Annotated in this window: 19 protein-coding genes; 8 read left to right on the top strand and 11 right to left on the bottom strand. The window is 67.2% G+C overall.

Annotation, left to right across the window (positions count from 1 at the left end):
- The first annotated feature begins 51 nt into the window (after nucleotides 1-51).
- Nucleotides 52-1002 carry a 4-(cytidine 5'-diphospho)-2-C-methyl-D-erythritol kinase gene (locus tag QSJ18_RS15795; protein WP_286327528.1) on the top strand — a complete coding sequence of 317 codons (951 nt, stop codon included), beginning with the start codon at nucleotides 52-54 and terminating at the stop codon, nucleotides 1000-1002.
- Nucleotides 1003-1213: 211 nt separating this feature from the next.
- The gene (locus tag QSJ18_RS15790; protein ID WP_286327597.1) at nucleotides 1214-2326 is read left to right on the top strand and encodes an alpha/beta fold hydrolase; all 1113 of its coding nucleotides are present in this window, start codon (nucleotides 1214-1216) and stop codon (nucleotides 2324-2326) included.
- Between the two features lie 7 nt (nucleotides 2327-2333).
- Here the strand turns inward: QSJ18_RS15790 and QSJ18_RS15785 are convergent, their stop codons facing one another.
- The 3 genes from QSJ18_RS15785 to QSJ18_RS15775 form a co-directional block, all read right to left on the bottom strand.
- A complete protein-coding gene (locus QSJ18_RS15785; protein ID WP_286327527.1) occupies nucleotides 2334-4139 on the bottom strand; it encodes an ABC-F family ATP-binding cassette domain-containing protein in 1806 nt (601 codons plus the stop codon).
- Between the two features lie 44 nt (nucleotides 4140-4183).
- Nucleotides 4184-5041 (bottom strand): SGNH/GDSL hydrolase family protein, encoded by an 858-nt coding sequence (locus tag QSJ18_RS15780; protein ID WP_286327596.1) that lies wholly within the window; start codon nucleotides 5039-5041, stop codon nucleotides 4184-4186.
- Between the two features lie 163 nt (nucleotides 5042-5204).
- Entirely contained in the window at nucleotides 5205-6401 is a 1197-nt protein-coding gene (locus tag QSJ18_RS15775; protein ID WP_286327525.1) for an acyl-CoA dehydrogenase family protein, read from the bottom strand.
- A 148-nt stretch (nucleotides 6402-6549) separates the two neighbouring features.
- On the opposite strand from QSJ18_RS15775, the gene QSJ18_RS15770 reads away from it, so the two are divergent.
- On the top strand, nucleotides 6550-7773 hold the full coding sequence (locus tag QSJ18_RS15770; RefSeq protein ID WP_286327524.1) for an acetyl-CoA C-acetyltransferase: 1224 nt from the start codon (nucleotides 6550-6552) through the stop codon (nucleotides 7771-7773).
- Between the two features lie 9 nt (nucleotides 7774-7782).
- Here the strand turns inward: QSJ18_RS15770 and QSJ18_RS15765 are convergent, their stop codons facing one another.
- A complete protein-coding gene (locus QSJ18_RS15765) occupies nucleotides 7783-9426 on the bottom strand; it encodes an ABC-F family ATP-binding cassette domain-containing protein (protein WP_286327522.1) in 1644 nt (547 codons plus the stop codon).
- 219 nt (nucleotides 9427-9645) lie between these two features.
- Between QSJ18_RS15765 and QSJ18_RS15760 the strand changes: the two genes are divergently transcribed.
- The gene (locus QSJ18_RS15760; protein ID WP_286327521.1) at nucleotides 9646-10647 is read left to right on the top strand and encodes an enoyl-CoA hydratase/isomerase family protein; all 1002 of its coding nucleotides are present in this window, start codon (nucleotides 9646-9648) and stop codon (nucleotides 10645-10647) included.
- A gap of 26 nt (nucleotides 10648-10673) precedes the next feature.
- Here the strand turns inward: QSJ18_RS15760 and QSJ18_RS15755 are convergent, their stop codons facing one another.
- The 3 genes from QSJ18_RS15755 to QSJ18_RS15745 form a co-directional block, all read right to left on the bottom strand.
- A complete protein-coding gene (locus tag QSJ18_RS15755) occupies nucleotides 10674-11495 on the bottom strand; it encodes a hypothetical protein (protein WP_286327520.1) in 822 nt (273 codons plus the stop codon).
- A gap of 7 nt (nucleotides 11496-11502) precedes the next feature.
- Entirely contained in the window at nucleotides 11503-13125 is a 1623-nt protein-coding gene (locus QSJ18_RS15750) for a peptide chain release factor 3 (RefSeq protein WP_286327519.1), read from the bottom strand.
- 78 nt (nucleotides 13126-13203) lie between these two features.
- Nucleotides 13204-14223 carry a beta-ketoacyl-ACP synthase III gene (locus QSJ18_RS15745; RefSeq protein WP_286327518.1) on the bottom strand — a complete coding sequence of 340 codons (1020 nt, stop codon included), beginning with the start codon at nucleotides 14221-14223 and terminating at the stop codon, nucleotides 13204-13206.
- Between the two features lie 189 nt (nucleotides 14224-14412).
- Here QSJ18_RS15745 and QSJ18_RS15740 point away from each other — a divergent pair, with 189 nt between their 5' ends.
- The 3 genes from QSJ18_RS15740 to QSJ18_RS15730 all read left to right on the top strand — a co-directional run bounded on the left by QSJ18_RS15740 (nucleotide 14413) and on the right by QSJ18_RS15730 (nucleotide 17107).
- Nucleotides 14413-15129, top strand: coding sequence for a DUF805 domain-containing protein (locus tag QSJ18_RS15740; RefSeq protein ID WP_286327517.1), 717 nt, complete (start codon nucleotides 14413-14415; stop codon nucleotides 15127-15129).
- A gap of 155 nt (nucleotides 15130-15284) precedes the next feature.
- Nucleotides 15285-16289, top strand: a complete 1005-nt coding sequence (locus QSJ18_RS15735) for an ATP-binding cassette domain-containing protein (protein WP_286327516.1) — start codon at nucleotides 15285-15287, stop codon at nucleotides 16287-16289.
- The gene (locus QSJ18_RS15730; protein WP_286327515.1) at nucleotides 16286-17107 is read left to right on the top strand and encodes an ABC transporter permease; all 822 of its coding nucleotides are present in this window, start codon (nucleotides 16286-16288) and stop codon (nucleotides 17105-17107) included. The genes QSJ18_RS15735 and QSJ18_RS15730 overlap by 4 nt, the downstream gene beginning before the upstream one ends.
- A gap of 144 nt (nucleotides 17108-17251) precedes the next feature.
- On the opposite strand, the gene QSJ18_RS15725 is transcribed toward QSJ18_RS15730, so the two are convergent.
- From QSJ18_RS15725 to QSJ18_RS15715, 3 genes are all read right to left on the bottom strand, one after another.
- Nucleotides 17252-18322, bottom strand: a complete 1071-nt coding sequence (locus QSJ18_RS15725; protein ID WP_286327514.1) for a beta-ketoacyl-ACP synthase 3 — start codon at nucleotides 18320-18322, stop codon at nucleotides 17252-17254.
- A gap of 133 nt (nucleotides 18323-18455) precedes the next feature.
- Nucleotides 18456-19022 carry an aminoacyl-tRNA hydrolase gene (pth, locus tag QSJ18_RS15720; protein ID WP_286327513.1) on the bottom strand — a complete coding sequence of 189 codons (567 nt, stop codon included), beginning with the start codon at nucleotides 19020-19022 and terminating at the stop codon, nucleotides 18456-18458.
- 34 nt (nucleotides 19023-19056) lie between these two features.
- Complete coding sequence (locus QSJ18_RS15715; RefSeq protein WP_286327512.1) at nucleotides 19057-19683, bottom strand: 50S ribosomal protein L25/general stress protein Ctc; 627 nt, start codon at nucleotides 19681-19683, stop codon at nucleotides 19057-19059.
- Nucleotides 19684-19927: 244 nt separating this feature from the next.
- Between QSJ18_RS15715 and QSJ18_RS15710 the strand changes: the two genes are divergently transcribed.
- On the top strand, nucleotides 19928-20368 hold the full coding sequence (locus QSJ18_RS15710; protein WP_286327511.1) for a limonene-1,2-epoxide hydrolase family protein: 441 nt from the start codon (nucleotides 19928-19930) through the stop codon (nucleotides 20366-20368).
- Between the two features lie 12 nt (nucleotides 20369-20380).
- Here the strand turns inward: QSJ18_RS15710 and arsC are convergent, their stop codons facing one another.
- Nucleotides 20381-20722 (bottom strand): arsenate reductase (glutaredoxin), encoded by a 342-nt coding sequence (gene arsC, locus QSJ18_RS15705; protein ID WP_286327510.1) that lies wholly within the window; start codon nucleotides 20720-20722, stop codon nucleotides 20381-20383.
- Nucleotides 20723-20823 lie beyond the last annotated feature (101 nt).

The following is a 20823-nucleotide window of genomic DNA, read 5'->3' as shown; positions in this document are numbered from 1 at the left end:
GCGACAACGTCGGCTCGGCCCGGCCGGCCGCGTCGATTAGGCTGGGTCATTGTGTCTCGTGGGTCGTTGTCGGTGGTCTCGGATGCCGTTGTCGCGCGCGCACCGTCGAAGGTGAATCTGCACCTCGGGGTGGGGCCGCGCCGAGACGACGGCTATCACGACCTGGTCACCGTCTTCCAGGCGTTGTCGCTACATGATGATGTGCGCATATCGCCGTCGTCGGCGCTGTCGGTGACGGTACGTGGGGAGAGCGCGGCGTCGGTGCCCGCCGACGAGTCGAATCTGGCGGTCCGCGCGGTGTTCGCGCTGGGTGCATGGGCCGATCGCGCGGCCAAGGTCAGCATCGACATCGACAAGGCCATCCCGGTGGCGGGCGGGATGGCCGGGGGATCGGCGGACGCGGCGGCCGCCCTGGTCGCGCTGGCGACCTTGTGGCAGCTCGACATCGACCGCGACGAACTGTCGAGGATCGCCGCGGAACTCGGCAGCGACATCCCATTTTCGCTGCACGGCGGTACCGCCCTCGGCACCGGACGGGGCGAACAGCTGATCCCGGTGCTCGCACGCGGCGAATATCACTGGGTGCTGGCGATCGCGCGCGAAGGGTTGTCCACGCCGGCCGTGTACGGCGAGCTGGATCGGTTGCGCGACAACCGGTCCGGGTCCGAGCTGGACGAATCCGAACTGCTGGCCCGTCCGGATGCGCTGATGCAGGCGCTGGCGTCGGGGGATCCCGAAGCCGTGGCGCCGCTGCTGCACAACGACCTGCAACCGGCCGCACTGAGCCTGCAGCCCACGCTGCGCCGCACGCTGCGTGCTGGGATCGACGCGGGTGCGCTCAACGGGATCGTGTCCGGATCCGGTCCGACCTGTGCGTTCCTGTGCGCCGACGAGACCGAGGCGGTCAACGTCGCCGCGGAGCTCTCCGGCGCGGGTGTGACGCGCTCGGTGCGGACCGCATCCGGTCCGGTGCCGGGCACCCGGATCATCGACCCCACCTGAGGCCGACCCCGTAACCCCCGGCCCCCGTACCCCCCGGCCCCCGTACCTCTCCGACCATCGTGACCCCGACCACGGTGGTCATGATCGGCCCAGCTCAGCGATGGTTGCACCGATGTCCCCGTACAGTTGACGGGTGCGTCAGTCCAGGTCGCGGGTCGGCAAGACCCGGTACTCCCGTGTGTCGTGGCGTCGGAGGCTGTCCACGATCGGGATGACACTGGCGTTCGTGACGGCCACCGGCGGAGTCCTCGCCGTCCCGCAGGCGTCCGCCGCGGCACCCGCGCCCGGGTTCGTGTTCACCTCGACACCGGTGCCCGGTGGGCTGTTGCCGTCGGGGGCGGCGCGCGCGTCGCGGGTCGTCTACGCCACGCTCGATCAGAACGGCCGTCCGGCGATGTCTGGCGGGATGGTCTGGACCCCGCACGGGACACCGCCACCCGGAGGGTGGCCGATCGTGTCCTGGGCACACGGCACCACCGGTATCGCCGACACCTGTGCGCCGAGCCGGATCCGCAGCGGCAACGGTTGGGAGGCGCCGATCCGGGCGGCTCTCGACGCCGGATATGCGGTCACCGCCACCGACTACGCCGGGCTCGGCGCGGCTGGGGAGAGCGAATACCTCGGCGGGCGGGCCGCCGCCCACTCCATCGTCGACCTGATCCGGGCCGCGCGGACCCTCGACCCGACGCTGTCCGAACGCTGGGTGTCGGTCGGGCATTCGCAGGGCGGCCATGCCGCACTGTTCGCGGCCCGCTATGCCCGCGACTACGCGCCGGAGACGTCGGTGCGTGGCGTCGTGGCCATCGCGCCGGTCTCGTCGATAGAGGACATTTTCGGCGTATTCGGCCCGCGCACACCGAGTCTCGGCCGGTTCAACGGGGTGAGCGGACTGTTCCTCTACATCCTCGCCGGCCTCGACCACGCCCGCCGTGACCTCGACGTCAACGCCCATCTGACCGATACCGGACGCAAATATCTCGACTACGCGCGGGAACGTTGCTACGGCGACCTCAACGACGCCCTTCACTCGAATTCGCCTGGTTCACTGGTCGATTCGGGCTTTGGTAGCGACACGTTCCGGGATGCACTCCGTGACTACGCCGAGGTACCCACCGGTGGATACGGGGTGCCGGTGCAGATCAACCACGGATTTCTGGACCCGGTGCTGCCCTACGCGATGAGCCGGTCGTTGCGCACCGCGATGGCCGATGACGGTACCGACGTGACGCTCAAAACCTATGTGCGCGCCGATCACACCTCGGTGGTCGAGCAATCACTGTCGGACACCATGTCCGCGATCAAGGACGACTTCGCACGCAGCTGAGTGCGCCCTACTCCAGGGCCTCGCCCAGGGTCATCCACTTCTCTTCGAGGGCGGCGAGTTCGTCCTCGAGTTCGCGGATCCGTTCCATCTCGACGCCGAGGCCGGCGAAGTCGGACTGATCGTGGTCGGCGAGTGCGGTTTTCGCCGCGTCGACCTTTTCGTGCATCTTGTCCATCCGGCGTTCGAGTGAGGCGAGTTCCTTCTTGGCCGAACGTAGCTCGGCGCCGGACAGGCCGGTCTCGCCGACCGATGCCTGCGTCGTGGTGGGGGTCGCCGTGCGCGATGTCGTGGCCGGATGAGCCTGCCTGCGCAGCGACAGGAACTCGTCGACCCCGCCGGGCAGATGCCGTAGACCGCCGCCGAACACGGCGTACTGCTGATCGGTGACCCGCTCCAGGAAGTAGCGGTCGTGCGAGACGACGATCAGGGTGCCCGGCCACGAGTCGAGCAGGTCTTCGAGCGCGGCCAGCATGTCGGTGTCGAGGTCGTTGGTCGGCTCGTCGAGGATGAGCACATTCGGGGCATCGAGCAGGATCAGCAACAGCTGTAGCCGCCGCTTCTGACCACCGGACAGGTCGCGTACCGGGGTGGACAGTTGCGCCGAATCGAAGCCGAGCCGCTCCAGCAACTGAGATGGCGACAGTTCCTGGGCCTTGGATCCCGACCCGAAGGTGTAGGTGTTGCGCAGGTTCCCCAGCACGATCCGCACCGGGTCGTCGAGATATTTGTCGAGGTCGTCCAGGCGCTGGGTGAGGGTGGCGACCTTGACGGTCTTCCCCCGCTTGACCCGGCCGGCAGTCGGTTCGACCGTGCCCGCGATGAGGCCGAGCAGGGTCGACTTGCCCGCGCCGTTGACGCCGAGGATGCCGGTGCGTTCACCGGGTGCCAGACGCCATTCGATGCCGTCGAGCACGTGGCGTTCGCCATAGGACACGGATACGTCGAGGAGGTCGACGACGTCTTTGCCCAGACGCGAGACCGCGAGTGACTGCAGGGCGACGGTGTCGCGGATCGGCGGGACGTCGGCGATCAGGGCGTTGGCCGCGTCGATGCGGAACTTCGGTTTCGACGTGCGGGCCGGTGCCCCGCGACGCAGCCAGGCCAGTTCCTTGCGGGCCAGGTTCTGTCTGCGTGCCTCGATCGCGGCGGCCTGCCGATCGCGTTCGACGCGCTGCAGGATATAGGCGGCGTACCCGCCCTCGAAGGGTTCGACGATCCGGTCGTGCACCTCCCAGGTCGTGGTGCACACCTCGTCGAGGAACCACCGGTCGTGGGTGATGACCAGCAGACCGCCCGCGTTTGCCGCCCAGCGCTTCTTCAGATGTTCGGCGAGCCAGGTGATCGCCTCGACATCGAGGTGGTTGGTGGGTTCGTCGAGGGCGAGGACATCGTGGTCGCCGACGAGCAGCCGGGCCAGTGACACCCGCCGTCGCTGACCGCCCGACAGGGAACCGGTGGTCGCCTCCCAGGGAAGGTCGCCGAGGAGTCCGCCGATGACGTCCCGGGTACGTGGATCACCGGCCCACTCGTGTTCCGGTCGATCCCCGACGACGGCATGTCCGACGGTTTCCTGGTCGTCGAAGTTGTCTGCCTGGGCCAGGACCCCGACCCGCACGCCGCCACGAACGGTGACACGTCCGGAGTCGGGTTCCCGACGTCCGGAGAGCATTGCGAGGAGGCTGGATTTGCCGTCACCGTTGCGTCCGACGATGCCGATCCGGTCGCCCTCGTTCACCCCGAGGGACACCGAGTCGAAAACCTTGGTCGTCGGATACTCCAGCGACAGGGCCTCGGCCCCGAGAAGATGTGCCACGTGCCAAAAATACTCGTGTACCGGCGTGCGCCGGGTCGCCGGGGTCAGCGGCGGATGGCCCCGTTGATCATCATGGCGATGGCCAGGGCCCCCGCCTGATTGAGGTGGTAGGGATAGGCGATCGTATTTGACAGTGCGCTCTCATACCAGGGGCTGACGAGGTTGCACGGATCGTGCCCGGCGGACCGGCGGTTGGCGTCGATGAAGGTGCCGCCGACGGCGGCGGTCGCGCGGCGCAGCGCGTCGTTGGCCTGGTCGAAGACGCGGCGCATGTATCGGGTGTCGGGATCGCTGATCGGGACCAGCGGCCAGCATCCGTGGTCGCCCATGAAGCCACCGAGACCGACGACGATGATCTGCGCGCGGGGCGCCTTGCGCGCGATCGCGGCCAGCGCCGGTGTGACCCTGCCTTCCATGACGCCGATGCGGGCGCGGACCTCGCGGGCCAGGCGCTTGTTGTGCCGGCACCGACGATCGGTGAAGGGTGCGGTGGTGCACTGCACGAGGATCGCGCCCCAGCGCATGTCGTTGCCGCCGATGCTCACCGTGATCAGCTGCGCGGTGCGTGGCACCAGATACAGCTGCGGCGCCTTGCGGCCGAGGTCGGTGCGTTGGCCCTGCCGATACAGGTTGGCCGATTTCGCTCCGGCGCAAGAGGTGTCGACGTAACCACGGGGCAGGGTCATCGCGGCGACGTAGAGGGGGTAATTCAATGCCGAGCGCTTGCAGCCGAGGAAATAGTCGGGGGTCAGCGTGAAGAACGCCCCCGACGCCCGGGAATCCCCCATCGCCACATAGGTGCCGCCGGTGTAGCGATGCGTCTGCCCGCCGGCGGGGGCGGCGTCGGCGTCGCCGGAATGCGTCGACGACAGGAGGGTGGCGACGACCGCGCCGATCACCATGAGAATCGTCGTGCGCACCACGCGCCGACGGCGGTCAACTACCCGCACCACTGCAACCCGCTCCCGGAGACACTCATGCGCCGGACCGCCCGGCGCTGTGGGAAGTGTAGGCGAGGGCGCCTACCGGCGGGCCGGGTGTGATCTACACCACTCGCGTACGCCTCTACCTGGATTTGTATTCGCGAAGCACGCCGCGGCTGATGATCTGCTTCTGGATTTCGCTCGTGCCCTCCCCGATGAGCAGGAAGGGGGCTTCCCGCATCAGCCGTTCGATCTCGAATTCGGTGGAATAGCCGTAGCCGCCGTGGATTCGGAAGGAGGCCTGCGTGACCTCGGCGCAGTATTCGCTGCACAGGTATTTGGCCATACCCGCGGCGACGTCGTTGCGCTCGCCGGAATCCTTGAGTCGGGCCGCGTTGACCATCACCAGGTGGGCGGCCTCGACCTTGGTGGCCATCTCGGCGAGGGAGAAGGCGACGGCCTGATGTTCGGCGATCGGTTTGCCGAAGGTGGAGCGCTGCTGCGCGTAGGAGACGGCAAGTTCGAAGGCGCGCTGTGCGACACCGCACGCGCGGGCGGAGACGTTGACGCGTCCGACCTCGACGCCGTCCATCATGTGCGCGAAACCGCGTCCGGGCACACCTCCGAGAATGGCGTCGGCGCCGACGCGGTGATCGTCGAAGATGAGCTCGGTGGTGTCGATGCCCTTGTAGCCCATCTTGTCGATCTTGGCCGGGATGGTCAGACCGGGTTTGACCTCGCCGAATCCGGCCGGCTTCTCGATCAGGAAGGTCGTCAGGTTGTGGTGCGGCCGCTGGGCGCCGACATCGGTGCGGACGAGGGCGGCGACCAGCGTCGACGTGGCACCGTTGGTCAGCCACATCTTCTGTCCGCTGATCGCATAACCGCCGTCGCCGTCGGGTTTGGCGGTCGTCTTGATCGCCGCGACGTCCGAGCCGAGGTCGGGTTCGCTCATCGAGAAGGCGCCGCGTACCTCACCGGTCGCCATCTTCGGGAGCAGGCGCTGCTTCTGTTCGTCGGTCCCGTGCTGGCGCAGCATGTAGGCGACGATGAAATGGGTGTTGATCACCCCTGAGACGCTCATCCAGCCGCGTGCGAGTTCTTCCACGCACAACGCATAGGTGAGCAGTGATTCACCCAGGCCGCCGTACTCCTCGGGGATCATCAGGCCGAAGATCCCGAGTTCGGCCATCCCGTCGACGATCTGCTGCGGATAGGTGTCGGTGTGTTCGAGTTCCTGGGCGACCGGGATGATCTCGCGGTCGACGAACCCGCGGACCGCCGCGAGGATGTCGCGCTGGGAATCGGTGAGGTCGAGGGTCTGGGCGAGACGGGACATTGCGGTGTGGCTCCGATGTCGGTGGACGGTCACGGCGGTGTGAGTCAAACACATGATCGGGGGATGATGTGAGCCGCCCGACATGGCATTGAGACGATGTTGCAGAATTGTGCCAACAAGACCCGGCCGGACACAAGGGAGTGCCACCATGCGCGACATCGTCATCTGCGAACCGCTCCGGACCCCCATCGGCCGTTACGGCGGCATGTTTGCCGGGCTGACCGCCGTCGACCTGGGGGCGAGCGTGCTGCGTGCACTGCTGGATCGAACCGGCCTGCCCGGTGCGGTCGTCGACGACGTCATTCTCGGCCAATGCAACGCCAACAGTGAGGCGCCCGCCATCGGGCGTGTCGTCGCGCTCGACGCCGGGCTGCCGGTGAGCGTGCCGGGTATGCATGTCGACCGACGCTGTGGATCGGGGCTGCAGGCGATCGTGCAGGCCGGGATGCAGGTTGCCATCGGGGTCAACGACATCGCGGTCGCCGGTGGCGTCGAGTCGATGACCAACGCCTCCTTCTACTCTCTGGACATGCGCTGGGGCGGTGCGCGTTCGGGAGTCACCGTGCACGACAGCCTGGTTCGGGCCCGATCGACCGCAGGCGGCGTGAACCATCCGGTCCCCGGCGGCATGATCGAGACCGCCGAGAACCTGCGCCGCGAATACTCGATCTCCCGCACCGAGCAGGACGAACTCGCGATGGCCTCGCACCAGCGCGCCGTGCGGGCGCAGCGCGACGGGGTGTTCGCCGAGGAGATCGTTCCGGTCACGGTGCCTGATCGTCGGGGCGAGAAGATCATCGACACCGATGAACATCCCCGCCCCGACGTCTCGATGCAGTCACTCGGCGCGTTGCGACCGATCCTGGGCGCGTCGGATCCGGAGTCGACGGTGACGGCGGGCAACGCCAGTGGCCAGAATGATGCGGCCGCGATGTGCATCGTGACGACCTCGGAGGTGGCAGCCAACCACGGACTGACCCCGATGGTCCGGCTGGTGTCGTGGGCCACTGCCGGGGTGCCGCCACAGACGATGGGCATCGGGCCGGTCGCCTCAACCGAACGGGCATTGCGCAGCGCAGGCATCACCCTCGACGACATCGGGCTCATCGAACTGAACGAGGCATTCGCGGCGCAGGCGCTCGCGGTCACCCGTGAATGGGGTTTCGGGTCGTTCGGATCCGGTGGCGGCTTCGACCGCACCAACGTCAACGGGTCGGGGATCTCCCTCGGCCACCCCGTCGGTGCGACCGGTGGCCGTATGCTCGCCACCCTCGCCCGCGAGATGCGCCGCCGCGGAACTCGTTACGGGCTGGAGACGATGTGCATCGGCGGCGGGCAGGGACTGTCGGCGATCTTCGAACTCGTCGACTGACCCCCGCGCCTACCCGCCTGCCGGTTCGGCACCGAGGTCGACGACGCGGTCGACCCCGATCCGGTCGAGGAAGCCCTGGTCGTGGGAGACCACCAGCAATGCGCCCGACCAGGATTCGAGTGCACCGACCAACTGCGTCACCGTATCGAGGTCGAGGTTGTTGGTCGGCTCGTCGAGGATCAGCAGCTTCGGGGTCGGCTCGCCCACCAGCGCCGCCGCGAGCGCGACGCGGAGGCGTTCACCGCCGGACAGTTCCGCGATCACCCGATCGGCGCGGGCACCGCGGAAGAGGAAGTGAGCCAGGTGCGCACGGATCTGCTGTGCGTCGATGTCGGGGTGATCGTCGGCGAAGGATTGTGCGATCGTGCGCGTTTCGTCGTCGAAGGTGATCCGCTGCGGAACCAGCGCGTAATCGACGACGATCTGCCCGGCGGCAATCACATCGGCGATCAGCGTCGACTTCCCCGAACCGTTCGGTCCGACCAACGCCACCCGTTCGGGTCCGTCGATACGCAATCCGTCGCCGACGACGACCTGCGCGCGGGCCGCGAGATCCGGCTCGGGGACGACGATGCGGGCCTGCCGGTCGTCGCGGATCTCCTGTGTGGCGGCATCGTGACGCGCGGTCGCCGATGTCACGTCGTCGCGATGGGTGTTGCGCAGCTTCCCGGCCGAGACCTGTGCGGCATCGCGGCGCAGATGGGCGACGATCTTCGGGACGCGCTTCTCGCGTTCGGCGGTCGCGGCGGTGCGCGCCCGACGATCGAGTTTGATCTGCGCGTCGATCAGTTCGCGCTTCTGCTTACGCAGATCCGCGGCGGCGGTGGCCACCGCCGCGGCGGCCGCCGACTGCTCGGTATCGACGATGTCGCGGTAGTGGGTATAACCGCCGCCGAAGACCCGCACCTGGCCGCGATACAACTCGAGGGTGGCATCCACCCGATCGAGTAACTCGAGGTCGTGGCTGACCACGAGAACCGTGCCGGGGAAGGAATCGATTTCGTCGAACAGCATTGTCCGGGAGCGGGTATCGAGGTTGTTTGTGGGTTCGTCGAGGAGAAGTACAGCGGGCTGTCGCAGCAGTTGAGCAGCGATCGCGAGCATGGTGGCCTCCCCGCCGGAGAGCTCACCCACCCGCCGGTCGAGATCGGTCGGTAGTCGCAGCCGGGCCAGGGTCGCGGTGGCGCGCTCCTCGACATTCCAATCGTCGCCGACGATCGAGAAGTCATGCTCGTCAACCGATCCCGACTCGATACGGACGATGGCCGCGCGAATCGCGCTGATGCCCAGCGCGTCGGCCACGGTGACGGCCGGATCATCGAACGGCTGCTGGGGGACGAACGCCACCTCGCCATGCACAACCACCGAACCGGTGGCCGGGAGGAGTCGCCGCGCGATGAGGCCCAGCAGCGTCGACTTGCCCGCACCGTTGGCGCCGATGAGTGAGTACGTCGCCGACGGCACGCGCAGATTCAGTCCGCTGAACACCTCGGTGCCGTCGGGCCAGGCGAAGGAGACGTCGGTGAGTGCGATCGACGGGGTGCCACCCGTGGGGAGTGCATCGGGGCCGGAGAATGCAGGGGGGCCGGAGAATGCAGGGGGGCCGGAAAATGCGGGGGTGCCGGAGGGTGAGCCGGCAGATGGATGTGCCATGAAAACTCCTGAGGTGGTTCGACGATGCCGCAAACGGCACACGGCGGACGTGTGCGCGGCAGGAACGAGAAGCACCTCAGATGTTCATATTCGGCAGATCACCCCTGGGGTCGGCGACAAAGACGGCGCCAACCATAACCCCGGCTCCCGGGGCGCTGTCAAGGGTGTTTTGATAGCGGCCGGTGAACCGGCGGCGGGGTGGGGCGGTAGCGTGACGGCATGTCCTACCTGCGCACCACGGTGGCTGCCGGCGTCGCCGAGATCGTCCTCGACCGTCCCAAGGCGCTGAATGCCCTCGACCAGAACATGATCGACGAGATGTACCGGACGCTGGGTGATTGGGGGGACGACGACAGTATCGACACCGTGCTGGTCACCTCGGCATCCGAACGCGCGTTCTGTGCGGGCGGCGACATTCGGGCGATCCGCGAATACGCACTCGCCGGTGACGCCGACGCCATCACCCGCTACTTCAGTAGCGAGTACCGGCTCGATCAGATGATCGCCGAGTATCCGAAACCGTATGTCAGCCTGATCGACGGCGCAGCCATGGGCGGAGGACTCGGCATCAGCGTGCATGGCGAGATCCGGGTGGTCACCGAGCGGGCACTGATCGCCATGCCGGAGACCGCGATCGGCTTCTTCCCCGACATCGGATCCACCTACTTCCTCCCGCGACTGCCCGACGGCGTCGGTAACTGGCTCGGTCTGACCGGTGCCCGGATCGGTGGATCGGATGCCGTGAATATCGGTCTGGCAACGCATTTCGTCGCCACCGCAGATCTGCCCGCAGTTGCCCAGACGATCCGGTCGGGCGGTTCGCTGGCGCATGCGCTCTCGTCGGCCGTCACGCCGCCGGACTCGGGGCTCCCACTCCGCAAGATCGGCGAGTACTTCGCCGAACCCAACGTCGTCGCGATCCTCGGCGGACTGCGCGGGGCGGTCGGTGACGAATGGGCGCAAGAGATGGTCGCGCTCATCGAGGCGGCGTCGCCGACCAGTCTCTGGGTCACCGCGGCGATGATCGAAGCCGGCGCGACGTCGACGCTCGATGAGTGTTTCGACCGGGAATTGCATGCTGCGCAACAGATCACCGCGACCAACGACTTTGCCGAAGGGGTCCGTGCGGTGCTCGTCGACAAAGATCGTGCGCCGCGCTTCGCACCAGCGACCATCGATGCGGTCGACCCGGGTGTGGTGGCACGGATCATCGGCGCCTGAGCAGTCCCGGGGTGGTTGGTGGCGACTCAGGCTTCCAGATCGAACCAGCCGCTCAGGGTGACGGTCGGAGCCTGCGCCTCCGGTGCTGGTGTCGGCGCACCCGGTGGCGCCGGGACGGCCGGGGTCGGGGTGGCGGATTCGTCGTCGGCGTCGTAGGGCGTATCGTCTTGTGGCCCAAGCGGGTTGGCGTCAGACTCGACGGCGGCGTCGCAGATGAAATGGCCCGCGGCGCGTTCGGCCGACATCGCGGTCAGCGTCAGTCGGCATGCGGTCGAATGATGGTAGGTGCCCGCCACCGAGATGCCCACCTGTGCGTTGATGGGTGCGGTCAGCGGACCGACCCGGGGTCGTGGGCGGCCGATCGGTGGTAGCGCACCGCCGGTGAGTTCGCCGACCAGAAATTCCAGCTGCGCCCCGTCGACTCCCGGACCCTTGAAGACGAACAGCAGCGAATCCGGTGGTACCGCCGGATTCGGCGGCCCCCAACGGGTGAAGTCGTAACAGCGCGTCGGCTCGGCTGCCGAGGGTACCGGCGCCGGCGAGGGTTCCGGGGCCGGGGCGGGTACCGGGGCCGGTGGGGGTACCAGGGCCGGTTGGGGTGCCGACGGTGAGACCGCAATCCGAATGAATCCAGTGGTGAACGCCAGGTCGTGGCCCATCCGGTCGACGGGTCCGCTCGGCGGTGTCTGTACACATCCGGCCGCCGTGATCGGGGAGGCCGCAGTCGGACTCGCCGTCACCGAGGTGGACGGCGACCGATCCGAGGTGGCGGCGGTGCCACACCCCGCGACGACAAGTGCGCACAGCAGGGCGGGCATCGCCGGTGCCCGAAGGAACACGGTCCTCATCAGCGACTCAGTCCGCGGTCGCGACGAGCGGTTCGAGAGTGAGGTCGGGGTGTTCCTTCTCGATGTACTGCAGGCGCCATTTGTCGCTGAACAGGGCCAGGATGGCGCCGTCGGTGCGGGTGAACACCTCGACGCCACGCTGTCGATCGAGTTCGGGAGCGCTCGCTTCGTCGGTGCGCCGGGCCAGGGTGTAGCCGAGCGGATCGATAATGGTGTCCACGTTGAACTCCGATTTCATCCGGGCGGTCACCACCTCGAACTGCATCGGACCGACGGCGGCCAGTACCGGCGAGGCGTCGCCGCGGGTGTCGTTGCGCAGCACCTGCACCACGCCCTCGCTGTCGAGCTGATCCATCGCCTTGCGGAACTGCTTGTATTTGTCGGCAGTAGTGGCCCGCAGTGACGAGAAATGTTCGGGCGCAAAGGAAGGGATCGGCGGGAACTGTACCTTCGGGCCGTCGAACAGGGTGTCGCCAGGGGCCAGTGCGGTCGCGTTGACCAAGCCGACGACGTCACCGGGGAAGGCGAGGTCGACCGTCGAACGATCCCGGCCGAAGACCGCCTGGGCGTACTTGGTGGCGAAGGGTTTTCCGGTCTGGGCGTGCGTGACGACCATGCCGCGTTCGAACTGGCCGGACACGATGCGCATATATGCCAGCCGATCCCGATGGCTGGCATCCATGCCGGCCTGCACCTTGAACACGACCGCCGAGAACGGGTCGGTGACCGCACGCAGGTGGTCGGCGATGTCCTCGCGACCCTCGGGCGCCGGCGCCAGCTCCACCAGAGTCTCCAGTAGCTGCCGCACACCGAAGTTGAGCATCGCCGAGGAGAAGATCATCGGGGAGGTCTGTCCGGCGAGGAACATCTCCTGATCGTGGTCCTGGCCCATCTCCGAGAGCAGTTCGCTCTCCTCGAGTGCCGTCGTCCAGGCGTCGCCCTCGCGGTCGAGTGCGGCGTCGGCGTCCATCATCTCCTCGGGAGCGATCTTGGCGCCGCCCGCGGTGCGGGTGAACCGCACATACTCGCCGGTGCGACGGTCGAGCAGCCCACGAAAATCGCCTGCGATGCCGACCGGTACGAACAGCGGGGTGGGGGTCAGCCCGATCCGCTCGGTGATCTCGTCGATGAGTTCCAGCGGTGTCTGGCCGGGGCGGTCCCACTTGTTGATGACGGTGATGACCGGGATGCCGCGATGGCGGCAGACCTGGAACAGCTTGAGGGTCTGCGGTTCCAGACCCTTGGCGGCGTCGATCAGCATCACCGCGGCGTCGACCGCGGTCAGCACGCGGTAGGTGTCCTCGGAGAAGTCGGCGTGGCCGGGGGTGTCGACGAGGTTGATCACGTGTGGGTGATCGGGGTCGTCGGCCGTGCCGGTGGGGGAATCCGACGCCGCATAGTTGAACTGCAGCGCGGTCGAACTCACCGAGATGCCGCGGGCCTTCTCCATCTCCATCCAGTCGGAGACGGTCGAACGGCGACCGGCCTTGCCGTGGATGGCTCCGGCCTCACTGATCATGCGGGCATGCAGCGCGAGCGCCTCGGTCATCGTCGACTTACCGGCGTCGGGATGGGAGATGATCGCGAACGTCCGGCGGCGCTTTACCTCACTGGCGACATCAGAACTCACCCATAGAGGCTATCGGTCGAGGTGGTGGGGTCCCAAACTGTCGTCGGACTCCCGCTCACCATGTGCGGGCGGTGGGCCTCACTCGAAGGGGACCGGCGGCAGCTTGACGACCTGGGCGGCGTAGCTGAGGCCGGCACCGTAACCGAGCAGCAGTGCGGTGTCGCCGGGCTTCACCTTGCCGGTGGAGAGCAGATCCTCCATCGCCAGCGGGATCGACGCGGCCGACGTGTTGCCGGTGGTCTCGATGTCGTTGGCCACGACCGTGCCCTCTTTGAGCTTGAGGCTGCGGGCCAGCAGCTCGTTGATGCGCGAGTTGGCCTGGTGCGGCACGAAGACATCGAGGTCCTGGGCGCTGATCTTGGCGGCGTCGAGCGCGCGCTGGGCGGCCTTACCCATTTCGAAGGCGGCCCAGCGGAACACGCTGGTGCCCTCCATCCGCAGGTAGGGGCGGTTCACGTGATCGTCGCCATCGAGGAAGGTGATCCAGTCGATGTCCTGGCGGATCGCGTTGAACTGGGAGCCGTCCGAACCCCAGACCACCGGGCCGAGCTCCTGCTCCTTGGTCGGTCCGACGACCACCGCGCCCGCTCCGTCACCGAAGATGAAGCAGTTGCCGCGGTCGGTCATATCCATGGTCACCGACAGCTGTTCGGCGCCGATGACGAGTACGTGGGTGGCGCTCCCGCCGCGGATCATGTCCGACGCCAGGGCCATCGCGTAACCGAATCCGGCGCAGCCGACGGTGACGTCGAAGGCGGGGACGCCGTTGGCGCCGAGTTCGGTGGCCACCTTGACCGCGGCGGCCGGGGTGAGCAGCAGGTGGGTGTTGGTGGCCACGATCACGGCGTCGATGTCGCTGCCGGACAGCAGTGCATTGGCGATCGCCTTGCGGCCGGCGTTGACCGACATCTCCATGACGGACTCGTCGCGCCGCGCGAAACGGCGGGTCTTGATGCCGGTGCGGGTGTAGATCCACTCGTCGGAGGAGTCGATGTGCTCGCAGATCTCGTCGTTGGTCACGACGCGTTCGGGTCGGTATGCGCCGATGCCCAGCATGCCGATGTTGTTGATGCCGGTTGTCTCCGCGAGTACAGCCATGTCAATCCCTCTCCGATATGTGACCCGCCATAAACCGTACTCACCGGCGTGCCTACTCGGAAGTAGTGGGCGGCAGATCCGCTCGAATGACCCGTCCGCGCTGAAGCTGTCCACGGGGGCTGCCTGCCACTATCGTTGTCGCTGACCCGAGGTGGCCATGCCCGGTCGGGCGCAGACCGAATTTTCCCCATGAGTAGAGGCACCGCGATGACCTGGCAGGACCCCAACAACCCCCACGGCGAGCAGGCGGGCTGGTCGTCGGATCCGCGGCAACCCTACGAACAGACGCAGTACGGTCAGCAGTCCTATGGCCAGCCGCAACACGGTCAGGAATGGGGGCCGGTTCCCGGCTCCCAGCCCCAGTACGGTCAGCCCCAGTACGGTCAGCCCCAGTACGGTCAGCCCCAATACGGCCAGCCCCAGTACGGGCAGCCCTACTATGGGCAAGCGCCGTACGGCCGGCCGGAGGGGACCACCGACCCGAATGACCTGCGGCTTCCGCTCTACGGCGCGACCTTCGGTCAAGGGGTCGCCCGATATTTCAAGAACTACGTGAACTTCTCCGGCCGTGCGTCGCAGAGTGAGTACTGGTGGCCGGTGCTGATGATGCTGCTCGCATCGACGGTGATCACCATCGTGCTGATCGTCCTGGCGCTGGTCGGTGAGTCCACCGGGGCCGGCGGTGTTGCCGCGCTGGCCGGATTCTTGGGCATCCTGCTCCTGGTGTTCGCGCTGGCGACGATCCTGCCGTCGATCTCGGTAGCCGTCCGCCGATTGCACGATGCGAACCAGAGCGGCGCGTGGCTGCTCTGCATTTTCATCCCGTTTGTCGGTGGTCTCACCTCGATCGTGATCGGGTTGCTGCCCTCGGACCCGGCCGGCGTGCAGTACGACGACCGGATTTAGTGGTCTGACACCGCGGTAGACGCGGTGTCGGACCACGAACCGTGGGTGTCACTGGCGTTTGCGGACACTGGCCGTCCGCAATGCGATGAATCCTGTCGGTGTCGCGAGTCAGACTGTCTGACAGCGCCGACGACACCACGGGCAAGGGGATGAACATGATTCACGCACGCGGGCTGGTCCAGACCTTCGAGACCGGCCGGGGGAAACAGAAGAAACAGGTGACCGCGGTCGACGGCGTCGACCTCGACGTCGCCGAAGGCGAAGTGGTCGGCTTCCTCGGGCCCAACGGGGCGGGGAAGACGACCACCTTGCGCATGCTGACGACACTGCTTCGACCGACCGCGGGTACCGCGACGGTCAACGGGTACGACGTCGTCAAGGATTCGGTCATGGTGCGCCGCAGCATCGGTTATGTGTCGCAGGCCGGCGGCACCTTCAGCCAGGCGCAGGCCGGTGACGAGGTCGTCGACCACGGCATGCTCTACGGTCTCTCGCGGGCGGAGGCCACCCGCCGCGGCCAGGATCTCTTCGGTCAGCTCCAACTGGACGGGCTGTGGCAGCGGATGCCGAAGAACATGTCCGGCGGACAGAAACGCCGACTCGACATCGTGATGGGGCTGGTACACGAACCGACACTGGTGTTCCTCGACGAGCCGACAACCGGACTCGACCCGCAGGCGCGCGCCAACCTGTGGGAGCACATCCGCCGACTGCGGACCGAACGTGGCGCCACCGTCTTTCTCACCACGCACTATCTCGACGAGGCCGACGAACTGTCGGATCGGATCGTCATCATCGACAACGGGCGGATCGTCGCCGCCGACACCCCAGACAACCTCAAGGCCCAGGTATCGGGCGACCTGGTCTCGCTGGAGGTCGCCGAGTCGGCGCTGGTACCCGTGTGCGCCGACAAATTGTCGGCGATCGGCACCGAGATCGACGTCGACGGACGGCATGTCCGCGGGCGGGTACCGCGCGCCGGACGTGAGCTGCCGGGACTGCTCCGCGAACTCGACGCCGCCGAGGTCGCGCTCGATTCCATCGAGGTGATCCGGCCGACGCTCGACGATGTGTTCCTAACCCTGACCGGCCGTTCACTGCGCGACGCCGAAACCGAGACCACCGACCAGGAGACGACCGAAGTGGGAGGCCAGCGATGAGCACCCGAACCAACACCGCGCCGCGGTCGGCCACCCACGGGGCGACGGTCCCCGCGGGCAACTTCTTCCGTGAGAGTTTCATCGTTTTCCGGCGCCAGATCCGGATGAATCTGCGCAACCCGGCATGGGTGCTCATCGGCATCATGCAGCCGGTGCTGTATCTGGTGCTGTTCGGTCCACTCCTGGAACCGCTGGTCAGCCAGTTCCCCGGCGCCCCCGACAACGCCTACACCTTCCTCGTGCCGGGTCTACTGGTGCAGTTGGGCATCTTCGGGGCGATGTTCGCCGGGTTCAGCCTGATCGGGGAGTGGCGCGAAGGCGTCATCGAAGCCGAGCGGGTCACCCCGGCCAGCCGGACCGCGCTGCTGGTCGGACGACTCATGCGCGACCTGCTGCAACTGCTGGTGCAGGCGCTGATCCTGGTCGGACTCGGTTATCTGATGGGTATGCGCGGGTCGATCATCGGGGTGATCGCGGGCATCGTCATCACGCTACTCATCGGCGGTGCGTGCGCCGCGGCGTCGAATGCGGTGGCCCTGACCACCAAGAGCGAGGACGTCATGGCGCCGCTGATCAACATGGTGATGATGCCGATCCTGCTGCTGTCGGGGATCCTGCTCCCGATGACGCTGGGGCCGGAGTGGCTGCAGAACCTGAGCGATTTCATCCCGTTCCGCTGGATCGTCGACGCCGTCCGTGCGACCTTCAACGGCGACATCGCGACCGCACAGGTCGCCTGGGGTCTGTTGTCGGCGGCCGTGCTGGCGGCACTCGGAACCTGGTGGGGCACATCGGTGTTCCGTAAAGAGAACGCCTGACGATAATCGTGGCCCCGGCTCGTTCGGCGAGCCGGGGTCAGCCCAGGTCGTCGAAGCTGGTCACCACAGGCGCTGGGGGCAGGGTGACGGGTCAGCCCAGGTCGTCGAAGCTGGTCACCGAAGGTGCTGGCGGCAGGGTGACGGTCAGCCCAGGTCGTCGAAGCTGGTCACCACAGGTGCTGGCGGCAGGGTGACGACGGCACCGGCGTAGCTGAGTCCGGCGCCGAACCCGAGCAGCAGCGCGGTCTGGCCGCCCTTGGCTTTCCCGGTGGCCAGCATCTCCTCCATCGCCAGCGGGATCGACGCGGCCGAGGTGTTGCCGGTGTTCTCGATGTCGTTGGCCATCGGGATGTCGTCGGCCAGACCGAGATTGGACTTCATCAGTTCGTTGATGCGGGCGTTGGCCTGGTGTGGGATGAACACCTCGATGTCGGCCACATCCACCCCGGAGTTGGTCAGCACATTCGACAGCGCCTTCGGCAGCGTGATGGCCGCCCACCGGAATACGCGCGGACCCTGCATGGTGACCACCATCCGTCCGACGGGATCGGTGTCGGGGTCCTTGTGCTGGTAGTCCTGCGCCCGATCCATATATGCCGGGATGTCGAGGTTCTGCCCGATGGCCTCGGCGTTCTCACCGTCACTGCCCCACACGGTGGGGGAGATGCCGTTCTCCTCGCTCGGCCCGACGACCACCGCACCGGCGCCGTCGCCGAAGATGAATGCCGTGTTGCGGTCGGTGGGTTCCATCACGACCGACATCGTCTCCACCCCGACGACCAGAACGTAGTCGGCCGATCCCGCGCGGATGGTGTCGGCGGCGATGCCGAGGGCGTATCCGAAGCCGCCGCAGCCGGCGGCGACGTCGTAGGCGGGGATCCCGTTGAGCCCGATGTCGCTGGCGATGATCGGCCCGCCGTGCGGAATCTTGGTCTTCCAACTGTTGGTGGCGAGGACCAATGCGCCGATCCGCTCCTTGTCGACACCGGAATTGGCGATGGCTCGTTCGGCAGCGGTCGCGGCCAGCGAGCGGGCCGTCTCGTCGCCGCTGATCCAGCGGCGGTTGCGGATACCGCTGCGTTCGAAGATCCACTCGTCGGTGGAGTCGAGGGTCTGGCAGACCTCGTCGTTGCTGACCAGCCGTTGGGGTCGGCACGCGCCGATACCCAGCATCGACACATTCTGCCTACCGGTGTTGACCGCGATCTGCACCATTGCAGTTCCCTCCCGAGAGTCCGACGTACTTAGCGTGACCTTACCGGTTGGCGCCGCGTGGTCATGTGAGGGCGCACCGCAGTCGTGGTCGGATCGCCTCGGCGGGACAGATTCAGACGCACTGGCGACAAGGTCACCAGGCGTGCACCGCGTTCTGGGCGTCCTCGAGAGAGCGCGCCACCAGCAACTCGACGGCATCGGCGCCGTTGCCGATCAGCAGGTCGACCTCGGTGCGAGCGGCAGTGGGGAATGGCTTGAGGACGAAATCGGCGGGGTCCTGACGCCCGGGTGGACGGCCGATGCCCAGGCGGACGCGCAGGTAATCGCGCGTGCCGATGGCCTGACTGATCGAGCGCAGACCGTTGTGGCCGCCTTCACCGCCGCCGCGTTTGAGTCGCACGGCACCGAAATCGATGTCGAGTTCGTCATGGCAGACGATGAGATCGGCGGCGGACACCGAATAGAACGCCGCCAGCGGACCGATCTGACGGCCCGACTCGTTCATGTAGGTGCGTGGCTTGGCCACGAGCACCGATTGGCCGGCGAGCGTGATCGAGGCGACTTCGGCGCCTGAACGCTTGTGTACCTTCCATCGCTCGCCGGCCGAGGAGACGAGGCCATCGGCGACCATGGCGCCGATGTTATGCCTCGTCTTCTCGTATTTGGGCCCGGGATTACCAAGCCCGACAATCAGTTTCACAGATCCAGATGTCCTGGTCGGTCGGGACCGAAGGTCACTCGGCGTCGGCGGCGGGAGCCTCTTCGGCGGCAGCCTCACCCTCGGCCTCGTCCTCGGAGGCGAGATCGGCGGCCGACGGTGCCTCGTTGACGGCGACGACCAGGGTCTCCGGGTCGGAGGTCAGTGCGACGCCCTCGGGCAGATCCAGGTCGGAGCCGTGGATCAGGGTGCCTGCGGCGACGCCCTCGACGCTGACCACGATCTGCTCCGGGATCGACAGCGCGTCGGCCTCGATCTCGATGGTGTTGGCGTCCTGGACGACCAGGGTGCCGGAAGCGGCGTCACCCTCGATGACGACGGTGACCTCGACGGTGACCTTCTCGCCGCGCTTGATGACGAGCAGATCGACGTGCTCGATGTAGTTGCGGATCGGGTGGACGTCGACCTGCTTGGTCAGCGCGAGCTGGCTGGTGCCCTCGATGTCGAGTTCGATGACGGCGTTGGTGCCGTTGCCACGCAGGATGGTGGCGAACTCACGGGCCGGGAGGTGCAGGTGCTGCGGGTCGGTGCCGTGGCCGTAGAGCACGGCGGGCACCTTGCCCTCGCGGCGGGCGCGACGAGCGGCACCCTTGCCCTTCTCGGTGCGGGTGGTGACGGCCAGCGTGGTGGTCTGGGTAGCCATGGTGATCTCCTCGTTCTCGATTTCTCGGCGGTGGTACCTCGGCCGCGAGGAGCGAGCCAACCCACATCCGCCGGGCGGGGGGCACACACCCGCGAGGAGAACTGCGATGGTCGCGCCGATCACGGTGACATGGTCACCCTCGCCGAGACAACGCCTGTCAGGGTAGCCGATGACCTGCCGCGATGTCATATCCGCCGATGTGCGGGGCTATCGGTGCGGGTGGCGCGGCGGGCATAGTGGTGCCATGACGTCTACGACACCGACCGAGATCACCGAAAGCATGCTGACCGCGTTCGCGCGTGGTGACGCGTCTGCCGCACTGGAGTACATCGACGACGACATCGTCTACACCAATGTCTCGTTGCCGACCGTCCGCGGAAAGCGGAAGGTGGCCAAGATTTTCGGCGGTCTGGAGACCACGAGCTGGGTCGGGTTCAACTACCGGATGGTCAACGTGGCGGCGGAGGGACCGGTGGTGCTGACCGAACGGATCGACGAATTGCGCTTCGGTCGCGTGCACCTGCAGTTCTGGGTGTGCGGGCGGTTCGAGGTCGCCGAAGGTCGAATCACCGTGTGGCGGGACTATTTCGACTACTTCGACATGACCAAGGCGCTGGTTCGGGGGCTGGTCGGGGCGATCATCCCAGGCGTCGCCCGCCCACTGCCCGCGCGGGTCGCCGCCTGAACGTCGGGTACCTCAGAGGATCTCGTCGAGGCTCTCGAGTGGACGGGCCAGCCGGGTGCCCTTGCCGGTGACGACGAAGGGGCGTTCGACGAGGATGGGATGTTCGACCATGGCGTCGAGTACCGCGTCGTCGTCGGCGTCGTCGAGGCCGAGTTCCTTGTAGAGGGCCTCACGCTTGCGGGCGGCCTGCTTCGGGGTCAGTCCGGCCTCGTCGAACAGGGTCTGCAACTGCTCACGCGTCCAGCCCTCGTTGACATACTTCACGACTGTCGGGTCAATACCGGCGTCGCGCAGCTTGTCCAGCGCCTTGCGGGAGGTCGAGCATTTCGGGTTGTGATAGATCGTCGCGTCCACGGATTCACCCTAGCTGGATGTCCGGCGCTGCTTCCACGACCTCGAAGGGGGGGGGGCCCCCCCCGGGGGGGGGGGGCCCCCCGGGGGGGGGGGGGGGGGGG

The organism is Gordonia heveisoli (genome assembly GCF_030315745.1).
In the GTDB taxonomy this organism is placed as follows: domain Bacteria; phylum Actinomycetota; class Actinomycetes; order Mycobacteriales; family Mycobacteriaceae; genus Gordonia.
The sequence above is the reverse complement of the archived record's forward strand: the minus strand, read 5'-3'. Positions and strand labels throughout refer to the sequence as shown.